Source organism: Sulfitobacter sp. (assembly GCF_041552635.1).
GTDB lineage: Bacteria > Pseudomonadota > Alphaproteobacteria > Rhodobacterales > Rhodobacteraceae > Sulfitobacter.
The window spans coordinates 14,272-27,864 of the sequence record NZ_JBFEKM010000003.1 but is presented as its reverse complement, the minus strand read 5'-3'; the positions used below and the strand labels follow the sequence as shown (position 1 = coordinate 27,864).

The window sequence follows — 13,593 nt, the reverse complement described above, 5'->3', positions numbered from 1 at the left end:
GGCCGGAATGAACAATCTTGAGATGTCCGAGAAGGCCAAGCCGCTTTTGGCGGCCGTCATCAAGCACATCCGCGAAAACGTCGATCCGATCACAGATGAATATTTCCGCCTTGGCGAAGGCCGCGCAGACCGCTGGTCGCACGCGCCGGGCCAGCTTGAACTGCTGGAAACCGCCAAGAAGAAAGCGCGCGAAAGCGGGTTGTGGAACTTCTTTTTGCCCAACGCCGAAACCGGCGAAGGTCTGTCGAACCTTGATTACGCTTATATCGCGGCCGAGTTGGGCAAAAGCCCGCTGGCGTCTGAATCGCTGAACTGTTCCGCGCCTGACACCGGCAACATGGAAGTGTTGGAGCGTATCGGCACCCAAGAACAGAAAGACACATGGCTCAAGCCGCTATTGGCGGGTGAAATCCGGTCGGCATTCGCGATGACCGAACCCGACATGGCGTCGTCGGATGCGAAAAACATCTCGACCTCGGCCGTGCTGGAAAACGGCGAATGGGTAATCAACGGCGAGAAATATTATATCTCTGGTGCTGGTGATCCACGTTGTAAGATCATGATTACAATGGTGAAAACATCGCCCAACGCAGAGCCCTTCCGCCAGCAGTCGCAGATCCTTGTGCCTGTCGACACCCCAGGTGTTGAAATCATCGGCCCAATGCACGTCTTTGGTCACGACGACGCGCCGCACGGTCACATGCACATCAAATTCACAAACGTCCGCGTACCAGAGGCGAACATGTTGTGGGGCGAAGGTCGCGGCTTTGAGATCTCGCAAGTGCGTCTTGGACCTGGCCGTATCCACCACTGCATGCGGTCGATCGGTGCTGCCGAAAAGGCGTTGGATCTGATGATCGAACGTGGCCTAAGCCGTGAAGCCTTTGGGAAAAAGATCATCGACCTTGGCAAGAACATGGAAACCATTTCCCGTGCCAAGATAGAGATTGAGGCCATGCGTTTGATGGTTCTCAAAGCTGCCAAGGCGATGGACGTATTGGGCAACAAAGAGGCCCGTATCTGGGTCAGCATGATCAAAGCGATGGTGCCGGAAAAAGTCTGCAACATCATCGACCAAGCGATGCAGGTTCACGGCGCGACCGGTATTTCCCAGTGGTCCCCACTGTCCGGCATGTACACCTCGCAGCGCACATTGCGCTATGCGGATGGCCCCGATGAAGTCCACCACCACGTTATCGCCCGTGCCGAAGTCAAGGATTACAAAGAATCCAACCTGCGCACATCCCGCGCCCGCGAAGAAATCGCGACAGGCCGGACACGGGGCGGCGTATGACTTTGTTTGATCTAACCGGAAAGGTGGCGCTGTTAACCGGTGCCTCCAAAGGCATGGGGTTGGCGATGGCCAAGGCCCTTGCCGAACACGGGGCGACGGTGGTGATTTCGGCGCGCAAGCAGGATCAGCTTGATGCTGCTGCGGCTGAGATCAACGCGCTTGGCAAAGGCAAAGCCTTCGGCGTGGCCTGCAACGTGGGCTACAAAGAACAGCTGCAAGCGCTGGTTGATAAAACCCACGAAGTTGCGGGCAAGATCGACATCGTGATCGGCAATGCCGGCGTGAACCCCTATTACGGGCCAACGTCGGAAATCCCTGACGATGCCTATCAGAAAACCATGAACGCCAACGTGCAGTCTAACCTGTGGCTGGCACAAATGGTCGCCCCTGACATGGTCGAAAAGGGTTCGGGTTCGATGGCGTTTACGTCCTCGATCGGGGCATTCAAGCCGTCTGTGATGCTGGGCACCTATGGCATGTCCAAACTGGCGTTGATCGGGTTGGTACGCAACCTTGCGGCTGAATTCGGTCCCAAAGGCATCCGCTTTAATGCGATTTGCCCCGGCCTTGTACGCACCGAATTTGCGCGCGAACTGTGGGACAATCCCGAAGTCGAAGAGCGCATCAAAAACGACATCCCGCTGCGCCGCCTGGGTGAGCCCGAGGATTTCGCGGGCCTTGCCGTTTTCCTGGCCTCTGATGCCAGCCGCTACATGACCGGTCAGGCGCTGACCGTCTGTGGCGGATCGAACCTGTGGACGTAAGGGGCTGATATGGAACTGAAAGATAAAATCGTCGTCGTCACAGGTGCCGCGAGCGGTATCGGCAAAGCGATGGCCATTCGTTTCGCTGCGGAAGGTGCCAAGAAAGTCGTCTGCGTCGATCTGAACAAAGACGGTGCGCAAGAAGTGGCAGACGGCATCGACGGTGTGGCGTTCGGCGTCAATGTCGGTGTTGAGCAAGAGATCGCGGATATGATCGAAGCGGTCGAGGCCGATATCGGTCCGATTGATTTGTTCTGTTCTAACGCAGGCATTTTGACCGCTGGTGGTATGGACGTGTCCAATGACGACTGGCAGCGGATTTGGGATATCAACGTGATGTCTCATGTCTGGGCCGCGCGTCATCTGGTGCCGCGCATGACCGCACGCGGGGGCGGCTATCTGCTGAACACCGCGTCGGCGGCGGGCTTGCTGAACCAGGTCGGTTGTGCGCCTTACGGCGTGACCAAACACGCGGCAGTTGCCTTGGCTGAGTGGCTGGCAATGACCCACGGCGATGACGGCATCAAGGTTTCCGTGCTTTGTCCGCAAGCGGTGCGCAGCGAAATGACCCGTGGTCACGAGGAATCTGTAGCGGCTCTGGACGGCATGTTAGAGCCTGAACCAGTGGCAGACGCCTGCGTTGAGACGATCAGAAACGAGACGTTCCTTGTCCTTCCTCACCCACAGGTCTTGGACTATATGCGCAAGAAAACCGACAACTATGATCGTTGGATTGGCGGGATGCGCAAGCTGAACCGTCAATTTGGTGACATCCGCAACCCAAAGAAAGCACCCTCATGATCGGATACACGACAGTCGGCACCGCCGACATGGAGCGCGCCAAAAAGTTCTATTGCGATCTGTTCGAAAGCAAGGGTGCCAAGGTGCTGGTGGATGCAGGACGCATCGCCATGATCGGCACAGGTCGCGGTACGCCGATGATCGCAGTGTGCGAGCCGTACAACAAAGAGGCCCCCACCCCAGGCAACGGCGTAATGGTGGCCTTTACGGCCGAGACAAAGCCCGAAGTTGACGAAATCTATGCCCGCGCGATTGAACTGGGGGCGACCTGCGACGGCCCTCCGGGTCAGCGCGTGCCAGACCGCTTTTACGGGGCATACGTCCTTGACCATGACGGCAACAAGCTGTGCTTTTTCAAGTTCGCGTAAGTTAAAACGCTGCCGTCCGCGTCACGCGGGCGGCAGATCATAGACGCGCCGCGCAGTTCCCGAAAACAGCGCTGTCTTCTCGGCTTCCGTCAAATCCGCTGACATCTTCTTGAACGCATTCCAAATCACCGGATAGCTGACAGCGGTACGGTCCACGGGAAAATTGCTTTCAAACATGCAACGGTTCGGGCCAAAGACCTCTAGCATATGCGCGTACCATTTGCCCTGAACCTCGACGATCTCGTCCGAAGACGGCGGCAATTCGCGGTGCATGTAGCCAAACCCGTTGTCCGGCATACACAAACCGCCCAGTTTCGCCATCACGTTGGGGCATTCAGCCAGGTCGGCCATGTGATCCTTCCACGCCTTGAAAATCTCGTCGCGCTTGCCCTCGAACCGGCCAACGCCCAAAGGGGTGCCAAAGTGGTCAAGGATCAGCGTGGTACCGGGAACAGCACGGGCGAGATCAAGGAATTCCTGATGCTGATGGTGATAGTGCCAACTGTCCAGCGTCAGACCGCGTTCACCCAAAATCGCTGCACCGCGTCTAAAGTCAGGATCACCATACTGGTTCGGCACACCGCGTCCCGGAATGGCAAGGCTGGCAGGTTCCGGATCACGGGCACCGGAATTGCGGATGCCCTTGAACAGGCCTTGGCCTGCTTCTTCATGCGCCTCCAATGCTTCGTGCAACAAAGCAGGGTCCAGCACCAATTCGGTCTGGCCGATGATGCCCGCGACCTTGGCTTGCCCGTCACTTGCCGTCGCGGCCATCCGCGTGACTTCGCGTGTTTCAGCAACGGACTGAAGATGCGCCGCCGCGTCCAAATCCCAATATGACCGGCATTCGATAAACATCGTTTGCACGACATTATGGCCTGACCCCGTATCACGCCCAAGCGCATCCATTTCATAGACCGCAGGGTTTTCGTCGGTCCCGTGCCGCCACAGGTGATGGTGCGGATCTACGATCTCGCGGTCGGGGTCGATGATCGGTTCCACCACCAATCCCAGCCAGTCGTCACGCAATTCAATACCGGGTTGCCACCCCGGATAGCGGCCACCGGTATTTGTCATCAGGTTTCTTTCTTTTTATAGGGCCGCATCAGGCCCTCTTGGGCTGTGCTGGCCGCCAGTTGGCCATTTTGATTGTAGATCAATCCGCGGTTAAACCCGCGTGCACCGCCCGTGAATGGCGCATCAAGTTCGTACAGATGCCAATCGGAAAAATCGATCGGTGCGTGAAACCACATCGCGTGGTCAAGGCTGGCGGTCATCACCTTGCCCTGAAACCACGTCAGCCCGTGCGGGCGCAGTGACGATCCCAAAAGGTTCATATCGGACGCATAGGCCAGCAGACATTGCTGCATGATAGGCGATTGCCCCTTGGCCGCTTCCATGCGGAACCAAAGATAGTTTTTATCAGAAGTTTTTTCAGGCTCAAAAAGATCGCGCGGATCGACTTCTCGGATTTCGATGGGGCGTTCGCGCTGGAAATCTTCGCGGTATTTTTCGGGGATTTTCTGAATATATGGCTCGCGCAGATCGGGACGATCCAGCCAGTGTTCAGGGCCTTTGACATCGGGCATCTTGTGCTGATAATCCCAGCCCTCTTCCTGCACATGGAACGACGCTGACAGGTTGAAAATCTGTTTGCCGTGTTGGATCGCCACCACGCGGCGAGTGGTAAAACTGCCGCCGTCGCGCGCGCGATCAACCTGATAGATCACCGGAATAGACGGATCACCGGGGCGGATGAAATAGGCATGCAGCGAATGGCAGATCCGGTCGGGCACTGTACGATAGGCCGCCATCAACGCCTGCGCGATGACATGCCCGCCAAATATCCGCGTCGTCGTTTCGCCGCCCGATCCGATGCCACGAAACAGATCGACCTCAAGCTGTTCAATGTCGAGCAGTTCAAGCAATTGGTGGGCGGCGTCTGTCATGGATTAGTCCTTTTGGGTTGCCCGCTTTTGGGCGTAGGCGATATAGAAATCAAAGCTGTCAGGGTTGGCCATTGAATCGCGGTTGACCACCTTGGCCGGATCTTGACCAAGCAACAGCTTTTTCACAGGAACCTCAAGCTTTTTGCCCGAAAGCGTGCGGGGTATTTCCGCCACTTCGATGATTTCGTTCGGGATAAAGCGCGCGGATACATTCTTGCGGATCGCTCCGTTGATCTTGTCTTTCAGCGCGTCATCCACAGCGACACCTTTGGCAGGCACGACAAACAGCGGCATAAAGCTTTCGCGACCCAGAAATTCAAGATCGACGACAAGGCTGTCCATCACATCATCAATGCCTTCAACAGCTTGATAGATTTCGGCACTACCAAGGCGCAGCCCTTTGCGGTTGATCGTGGCGTCCGACCGGCCATAAATCACCGACCCGCCGTCTTCGTTAATCTCGATCCAGTCACCGTGGCGCCAGATGCCGGGGTAGGTATCGAAATAACTGTCGTGCAGGCGGCTGCCATCATCATCGCCCCAGAAAAACAGCGGCATCGATGGCAGCGGTTCAGTGCAGACCAATTCACCGACAACACCGATCAGTTCATTGCCGTCTTCATCAAAGGCGCGCACGGCGTTGCCAAGCGCACGGCACTGCATTTCACCCGCGCGAACTGGCATGCCGGGGTGACCCAACACGAACGCCCCGGCAAGGTCTGTCCCCCCCGAGATCGGTGCAAGCCAGAGGTCTGCTTTCACGTCCCGATAAATCCAGTCATAGGCGTCGGAACTTAGCGGTGATCCGGTCGAGCCGAGCGATCTCAGTGCGCTTAGGTCGACTTCTTCTCGGGGTTTGATCCCAGCCTTCATACAGCCGCTAAAGAACGCGGCACCTGCGCCAAAGAAATCCAGCGTTTCATCCGCAACAAAACGCCAGATCACGCCCATATCGGGATAGTTTGGCGCGCCGTCGAACATGGCAACCGTGGTACCTTGGCCAAGGGCGGTGAATTGCGAATTCCACATGATCCAACCGGACGAAGTCAGCCAGCAATAGCGCCCGCCCCGTTTGAAATCATGGTGCAGCGATTGCTTGGCGGATTCCAGAATGATGCCGCCATGCCCATGCACAATGGGTTTCGGGTTGCCGGTGGTGCCAGACGAATAAACGATCCACAGCGGATGATCGAACGGCACTTGGGTCGAGGTATAATCGACCTTGTCGTGCAGCAAATCATCCCACGCGACGTGCCCAGCTGGAAGATCGCCGACAAAGGGAACAGTGACGCATTGGACGAGGCTGGGCAGTTCTGCCTCGATCCCGGCCAGAATCTCGCGACGGTCAATGGTTTTACCAGCATGGACATAGCCGTCTTGTGCAATCAACACTTTGGGTTCGATCTGTTTAAACCGGTCAAGGATCGCAACGTGGCCCATATCAGGTGCGCACAGCGACCAGATCGCACCGATGCTGGCGGTCGCAAGAAAGGCGATCATCGCGGTTTCGGTGTTGGGCAAAACGGCGACAACGCGGTCGCCCTGTTCGACACCAATGCCACGCAGGCGTGCGGCAACACTGGCGACTTGCGCGCGCAGGTCTGACCATGACAGCACCTTGCGGCCAAAGGTTTCGGATTGCACGATCAGCGCGTCGCCGTCCGGCTGGCTGTCGACATGTTTCATGATCTGGTCAGTAAAGTTCAACATCGCACCCGGACACCATTCTGCCCCCGGCATCTGACGTTTCGCCAAAACTTTGGTGCAGGGAACGCTGGCCTGTACGTCAAAGAACTCCCAGATCGCACCCCAAAAGGCATCCAGATCATCCACGCTCCACCGCCACATGGCGTTGTAATCCGCGAAAGTCAGGCCGTATTTTTCCTGCAAGAAACGCTCGAACCCCGCCATGGTAGAGGCGGCGTAGCGCTCTGGCGAAGGGGTCCAAAGGATATCGTTCATGTCATTGCTCCGTGGATAAGCGCCTTGAGCTGTGGCCGGGCGGGATAGGAACTGGACGGGGCAAGCTGTGTAAAGAATACGACGGATAGATCCAGCACAGGGTCGACCCAAAAGAAGGTTGAGGCCATACCGCCCCAGCTGAAATCACCCACGCTGGATGGAACACGCACGCGGCCGGGGTTCATCACCACGGCACCACCAAGACCGAAACCCATCCCCTCCATCGGTTGTTCGGCAAAACTGGCCGGTCCCATCGATGCAATGTCGCCGGGCAGGTGGTTGCGCATCATGAAATCCAGCGTCTTAGGCGAAAGCAATCCCGCCCCGCCGGTGCGCAGCATTTCAGTGAACTTGAGGTAGTCATCAATCGTGCCCACCAACCCGCCGCCACCCGAATGCATTTCCGCCTCTAGGAACGGGGATTTTTCAGGGCGATCCACGCAACGCAGTGTGGGTTCGGACGGTGTGGCATCGTTCAATGCATAAGCACTGCCTGCAAGCGGGGTATAGAGCGCTGCAAACCGATCCTGTGCGCCTTGAGGTACTGAAAACCGCGTCTCGTTCATGCCGAGTGGCCCAAGGATTTCATCGACAAAGAACTGCTCAAGCGTCTTGCCGGAAACGACTTCGACGACGCGGCCTAGCACGTCGATGCTAACCGAATATTCCCAGCGGCTGCCAGGCTGAAACGCCAGCGGCAGCGCGGCAACACGGTCTGTCATTTCGGCCAACGATCCCTGATCGGCGCGGAACAGGATGTCGTGTTCATCCATCGCTTTGGCCAAAACACCGGGGTTGAACGGATAGCTTAGGCCCGATGTGTGGGTCAGCAAGTGGTGCAGCGTCGGTGTCGGGCAGGGTTCAGTCTGATCAATACTGGTCGCACCGGGGATCAGGCATTCCATCTTGGCAAAGGCCGGAATGAAATCGGACACCGGCGCATCAAGGTGAAACAGCCCGCGTTCGGCCAGCATCATGATTGCGACCGACGTGATCGGTTTGGTCATCGAATAGATGCGCGCAATCGTGTCACGCGCGAACGGTTCGCCTGTCTCAATGTCACGCTGGCCAACGGCGTTGAAATACACTTCGCGGCCCGCTTGCGCCACCAGAACCGAACACCCGGCAAAGCGGTTGCAGTCCACATAGCTTTGCATCCAGTCGTCAATACGGCCCAAACGATTACTATCGAAACCCATAAAAAATCCTCCTAAGACGCACCAGCGGCCTCAGGAGGATGAGGCCGCCAGAAGCGACGTTTTTCTATCCGGCAAAAGTAATCCGAAGATCAGACTTCAAGCCATTCCTTGCGTACATCCTCACGTGCCTTCAGGTCGGCTGGCGTGCCTTCGAACACCACCTGCCCGTGACCCATGACATAAACACGATCCGCAATATCCATCGCGATGGACAGCTTTTGTTCGACCAGCAATGTTGAAATCCCGCGGTTTGCGATTTCTTTCAGCACCTCGGCGACCTTTTGAACCATCTGCGGGGAAAGCCCCTCGGTTGGCTCATCGATCATCACCAGATCAGGGTCGCCCATCAGCGTACGGCACATGGTCAGCATCTGCTGTTCGCCGCCCGATAGAACCGATGCTTCGACGTCAGCGCGACGGTCAAGGTTTTCGAACATCTCGAACATGGCCTGCATGGACCAGCGGCCTGCGCCATCCTTTTGGCCCGGCTTCAGGCCCAGTGTCAGGTTTTGCCGCGTGGTCAGACCAGGAAAGATATCGCGGTTTTCGGGCACATAACCGATGCCCATGTTGGCAATCTGAAACGCCTTTTTACCAGCGATTTCCTGACCTTGGAATTTGACGGACCCGTGTGGTTCGACCTCGCCCATGATGGCCTTGCAGGTGGTGGATCGCCCCACCCCGTTGCGGCCCAAAAGGGCGACAATCTCGCCCTCTTTTACGTTCAGGTTCACACCTTGCAGGATGTGGGATTTGCCATAATAGGCATGCATATCGGTGACTTCGAGCATCATTAGTGTTCTGCCTCCAATGCGGCGCCCAGGTAGGCTTCTTGAACGCGGGCGTCGGCGCGCACGTCTGCGGGTTTTCCTGTGGCGATGATTTCGCCGTAGACCAGCACTGAAATGCGGTCAGCCAGACCAAAGACCACACCCATGTCATGTTCAACCATGATCAGCGTTTTGCCGGCCGTCACCTTGAGGATCAGATCGGTGATGTAATCGGTCTCGGTGTTGCTCATGCCTGCAGTCGGTTCATCAAGCATGATGACATCCGCACCGCCGGCAATGGTGATCCCGATTTCAAGCGCCCGCTGTTCCGCATAAGACAACGTGCCAGCGGGCAGATTGCGCCGTTCCAGCAGGTTGATCTGGTCCAAAATAGCCTCGGCCCCTTCGGTCAGATCACGCTTCTGGTTCACCAGATGCCAAAAGCTGTACTTGTAGCCCTGCGACCATAGCAACGCACAGCGGACGTTTTCAAACACGGTCATAGCCGGAAAGATGTTGGTGATCTGGAACGACCGGCTTAGACCTTTGCGGTTGATCTGGAACGGCTCAAGCCCTGCCAGATTTTCGCCATGCAGCTTGACCGTGCCTGCCGTTGGCGCGAACCGTGCAGTGATCAGGTTGAACAGTGTCGATTTACCCGCCCCGTTGGGGCCGATGATCGCGTGGCGTTCGGCCTTGCCGATGCTCAGGTCAATGCCGCGAATAATCTCGGCTTTGCCAAAGCTTTTCTTGAGGCCAGTCAGTTCAAGGGCTGGTGTGCTCATGATGCGCCTCCTGCTGTGTTAGCTTCGTTCCAGGCGTCTCTAAGCGCCGGAGCGGTGGCTTTGGTGATGCCAAGGCCGATCGCCGTGACGGCAATTGCAATCACCCAAGGCAAGACCTCATGGCTGTTGAACGTCGTCCAGAAGATCGTCATTTCATCATCCCCCGTCGCCGCATGACGAAAGTGGAACGTCATTTCGACCAAAGCCGCTAAGCCAAGCAATCCGATTGCCCCGGGCAAAAGCGTCTTGAGGTAGGGTATGAACAATGTGCGCGCCTTGCCCAGTTTGAACACTGGCACGTGCATCATCAAAAGCCCCGCCAGACCACCCGGAAAGAACATCACCGTGGCGACAAACAGGACACCTGCATAAAAGGCCCATAGTTCAGTCGACAGACTAAGAACCGTTTGCAGCAGCGTAAAGGCAATCGCGCCAATGATCGGCCCAAAGAAGAACCCAACCCCACCCAGAAAGGTCACCAGAAGGATCACGCCGGATGACGTGGTATTCAGGTTCTCTTCGGTCAAGATTTCATAGTTGATGGCGAAAAGCCCGCCGGCGATGCCGCAGAAAAAACCCGACGCGATAAAGCTGTAATACCGGACCCACCGTGAGGAGTAGCCAAGGAATTCAGCGCGCTCCGGGTTGTCGCGCACGGCGTTTGCCATGCGGCCAACTGGGGTGCGACTCCAAAGATACATAAGTGCTGCGGAAATCACCAACCACGCGATGGTCAGGTAATACACTTCGATCTGTTGCAAGAATTCGACGCCAAAGAACGGTTGCGCATAGGTACGGTCGCCACTGATGCCTTCTTCGCCGCCGAAGAAGGCAACGATGATCACCGAACAGGCCGCGATCAATTCACCGACCCCAAGCGAGATCATGGCAAATACCGTACCGGCGGAGCGCGTGGAAAAGGAACCGACGATCATCGCAAGGCCCATACCAAACAAGCCGCCAAAGATAGGCAGGATGACCAATGGCATGCTTTCAAAGAAATCCGACATGTTCATGATGTGCATACAGGCAAACCCGCCCACACCAGCATAGACCGCGTGACCAAAGGACAACATGCCCCCCTGTCCCAGCAGCATATTATAGGCCAGCGCGAACACGATAGTAATCGACATCTGGTTCATAATCGTCAGCGCCGAGTTGTTGGTAAACACCATCGGCAAGAACACGAGGACAACGATTGCGATCAACCAAGGTGCCAGCGTCATCGTCATGGAACCTGCGCGCATTCTTTGGGATGCCTGCGAAGGATCAGTGGTAATCTGATCTTTCTCGCGCGCGCCTTCTGGGATGTCGTGTTTTGGATCTGATACTGTCATGACTGGCGCTTTCCGAAAAGACCTGCTGGGCGGAAGATAAGGATCAGCACCATCAGGATATAGGGCAAGATGTCGGCGATCTGCGGGCTCGTAAGGCTCCAGAAATCCCGGAAGACGCTTTCGCTCAGGTCCTCGGGTGTTGAGATCCCTATGGCATTAAGGATGCCTTCCATCTCGATGTTATAGGATTTGGCGAATGTGGTGATCCAACCGATCAGCAAGGACGCGACCAGCGCCCCCCAAAGGGACCCAAGCCCCCCGATTACGATTGTCACAAACACAATAGAGCCAAGCACAAAGGCCATGCCCGGGAACGTACCAAGCACAGGACCAGCGATAACGCCGGCCAATCCGGCAAGTGCGGTGCCGACGCCAAACACACCCATAAAGATCAACGGCACGTTATGGCCCAATGCCTCGACCGTGCGGGGATAGCTGAGAGCGGCCTGAATAATCATGCCGACGCGGGTCTTGGTCAGGACATAAAGCAGCCCGATAAAGATACCGATCGAGATGAAGATCATGAAGATTTTGTATGCGGGGATTGAGTTGCCCGAGATTGCGAAGGCGGTGAAGTTCAGCACCTCTGGCACGGAATAAGCCATCTGGTTCTTACCCCAGATGAACTGCACCATTTCTTCGATCAGCAGCGCCAGACCAAAGGTAAAGATCAGTTCAGGCACGTGACCATACTGGTGGACGCGACGCAGGCCGTACCGTTCGACCCCCGCACCCAACACACCGACCAGAATCGGCGCGATCAACAAGCCCATCCAGAACCCCAGGGCAATACTGATCTGATAGGCAAAATAAGCGCCAAGCATATAAAAGCTGGCGTGGGCAAAGTTCAAAACACCCATCATCGAGAAAATTAGGGTCAGACCGGCGGACAGCATAAACAATAGCAGTCCAGTAACCAGCCCGTCGATCAGATTGACGAGAATGAGGTCCATGAGGCCCCTCCAGGTGAGTGGTGGCAAAAAAGAATTGGCCCGTCCACCAAAAGGCAGACGGGCCAGAGATTAGACGCTTATGGGCGCTTCATCTCGCAGGTGGTTGGGCTGTCCATCGACGCCATCTCGATTGTTGTTTCAGTCACAACACCAAAGCCGGAGTTGTCATAGTCAAAATCAAGGTTTTCGTCGGTGTGTACCGCAACATGCATGTCTTGGATCAACTGATGATCCTGTGGGCGCATGAACAATTTGCCACCCCACATGCTGTCGTATTCCATACCTTCAAGCTTGGTGCCGATGGCAACGACGTCTGTCGATGTACCTGCTTCGGTAATCGCCTGACCCAGCATGCCGATGACGTTGAAAATACGGCTTTGGTCGATGTTGCCTTCTGGGTATTTCGCCTCGAACGCTTCGTATGTGGCACGTGCCTCATCGCTTGCGATCGGGTTGATGCCGCCTTGCGAAATCAGACGGATCCGGTTTTTACCGCTTTCGCCAAATGCACCGGTGATCCCGGAACCCGCAGCGTAGTAGGTATAAATCGGGCCCTCAAATCCGTTTTCGATGATCGACTTGCCCAGACCCAGCATGTCTGCGCCCCAGTTACCTGTGATAACCGCATCCGCGCCGGACGAAACGATTTTACGCGCATATGGTGTAAAGTCTTTTACCTTGCCAATGGGGTGCAGTTCGTCACCAACGATTTCGATGTCGGGGCGCTTGGCACCCAACATGCTGTTTGCAGCGGCGGAAACGGCCTTACCAAAGGAATAGTCCTGACCGATGATATAGATTTTCTTGAGCGCTTCGTCTTGTGCGATCACGTCTGTCAGCGCGTCCATCTTGATGTCGGCGTTGGCGTCAAAGCGGAAGTGCCAGAAGTTACACTTGTCGTTGGTCAGCGCAGGATCGACAGCGGCATAGTTCAGGAACAGAACACGGCTGTCAGGGTTGCGCTTGTTGTGCTTGTCGATTGCTTCGGTCAGCGCGTTCGCAACGCCCGAGGAGTTACCCTGCACGATGAAACGGACACCTTGGTCGATGGCGACCTGAAGCTGGATCAGCGATTCTTTGGGGCTGATTTTGTTGTCAAAGCCGATGACTTCCATCATCTGGCCGTCCAGCAATCCACCTTTTTGGTTGACCATATAGTCAGCGGCAAATTCGAACTGGTGAAGACCGTTTGTACCGGTGCTCGCAAAGGGGCCAGACAGTGGGTCGATGAATGCAATCTTGATATTTTCTGCAAAGGCAGCGCTTGCGCCAATGAGCAAAGAAAGTGCGGACACTGCACCTAGCTTAGTGATATTTTTCATTTTTATCCTCCCAAGGACGGCCCGGCGCTTTGATGCGTTTTTTAGATTGCCAAGCCTTGTGCGGAGCCTTGCATAATCGGGTTTATTGT

General features: G+C 56.1%; 13 protein-coding genes. 4 read left to right on the top strand and 9 right to left on the bottom strand.

Annotated elements, in window-relative coordinates; genetic code table 11:
• Positions 1–7 precede the first annotated feature (7 nt).
• From ABYT07_RS00720 to ABYT07_RS00705, 4 genes are read left to right on the top strand one after another with little or no spacing between them, the layout of a single operon-like run.
• Entirely contained in the window at positions 8–1,294 is a 1,287-nt protein-coding gene (locus ABYT07_RS00720) for an acyl-CoA dehydrogenase family protein (protein ID WP_372988696.1), read from the top strand.
• Positions 1,291–2,058, top strand: a complete 768-nt coding sequence (locus tag ABYT07_RS00715; protein WP_372988665.1) for an SDR family NAD(P)-dependent oxidoreductase — start codon at positions 1,291–1,293, stop codon at positions 2,056–2,058. The genes ABYT07_RS00720 and ABYT07_RS00715 overlap by 4 nt, the downstream gene beginning before the upstream one ends.
• Positions 2,059–2,067: 9 nt before the next feature.
• Positions 2,068–2,859, top strand: a complete 792-nt coding sequence (locus tag ABYT07_RS00710; protein WP_372988664.1) for an SDR family oxidoreductase — start codon at positions 2,068–2,070, stop codon at positions 2,857–2,859.
• On the top strand, positions 2,856–3,227 hold the full coding sequence (locus tag ABYT07_RS00705) for a VOC family protein (protein WP_372988663.1): 372 nt from the start codon (positions 2,856–2,858) through the stop codon (positions 3,225–3,227). The genes ABYT07_RS00710 and ABYT07_RS00705 overlap by 4 nt, the downstream gene beginning before the upstream one ends.
• A 21-nt stretch (positions 3,228–3,248) precedes the next feature.
• Here ABYT07_RS00705 and ABYT07_RS00700 read toward each other — a convergent pair whose 3' ends face one another.
• From ABYT07_RS00700 to ABYT07_RS00660, 9 genes are all read right to left on the bottom strand, one after another.
• Positions 3,249–4,304 carry an amidohydrolase gene (locus ABYT07_RS00700; protein ID WP_372988662.1) on the bottom strand — a complete coding sequence of 352 codons (1,056 nt, stop codon included), beginning with the start codon at positions 4,302–4,304 and terminating at the stop codon, positions 3,249–3,251.
• Positions 4,304–5,176: an acyl-CoA thioesterase gene (locus ABYT07_RS00695; RefSeq protein ID WP_372988661.1), complete on the bottom strand. Its 873-nt coding sequence runs from the start codon at positions 5,174–5,176 to the stop codon at positions 4,304–4,306. The genes ABYT07_RS00700 and ABYT07_RS00695 overlap by 1 nt, the downstream gene beginning before the upstream one ends.
• 3 nt (positions 5,177–5,179) lie before the next feature.
• Positions 5,180–7,138, bottom strand: coding sequence for an acetoacetate--CoA ligase (locus ABYT07_RS00690; protein ID WP_372988660.1), 1,959 nt, complete (start codon positions 7,136–7,138; stop codon positions 5,180–5,182).
• A complete protein-coding gene (locus tag ABYT07_RS00685; protein WP_372988659.1) occupies positions 7,135–8,337 on the bottom strand; it encodes a serine hydrolase domain-containing protein in 1,203 nt (400 codons plus the stop codon). The genes ABYT07_RS00690 and ABYT07_RS00685 overlap by 4 nt, the downstream gene beginning before the upstream one ends.
• An 89-nt stretch (positions 8,338–8,426) precedes the next feature.
• Complete coding sequence (locus tag ABYT07_RS00680; RefSeq protein ID WP_372988658.1) at positions 8,427–9,131, bottom strand: ABC transporter ATP-binding protein; 705 nt, start codon at positions 9,129–9,131, stop codon at positions 8,427–8,429.
• Positions 9,131–9,892, bottom strand: coding sequence for an ABC transporter ATP-binding protein (locus tag ABYT07_RS00675; RefSeq protein ID WP_372988657.1), 762 nt, complete (start codon positions 9,890–9,892; stop codon positions 9,131–9,133). Before ABYT07_RS00675 ends, ABYT07_RS00680 begins: the two co-directional genes overlap by 1 nt.
• On the bottom strand, positions 9,889–11,229 hold the full coding sequence (locus ABYT07_RS00670; protein ID WP_372988656.1) for a branched-chain amino acid ABC transporter permease: 1,341 nt from the start codon (positions 11,227–11,229) through the stop codon (positions 9,889–9,891). The genes ABYT07_RS00675 and ABYT07_RS00670 overlap by 4 nt, the downstream gene beginning before the upstream one ends.
• Positions 11,226–12,182: a branched-chain amino acid ABC transporter permease gene (locus tag ABYT07_RS00665; RefSeq protein WP_372988655.1), complete on the bottom strand. Its 957-nt coding sequence runs from the start codon at positions 12,180–12,182 to the stop codon at positions 11,226–11,228. The genes ABYT07_RS00670 and ABYT07_RS00665 overlap by 4 nt, the downstream gene beginning before the upstream one ends.
• A 77-nt stretch (positions 12,183–12,259) precedes the next feature.
• Entirely contained in the window at positions 12,260–13,504 is a 1,245-nt protein-coding gene (locus ABYT07_RS00660; RefSeq protein ID WP_372988654.1) for a branched-chain amino acid ABC transporter substrate-binding protein, read from the bottom strand.
• Between the last annotated feature and the right edge of the window lie 89 nt (positions 13,505–13,593).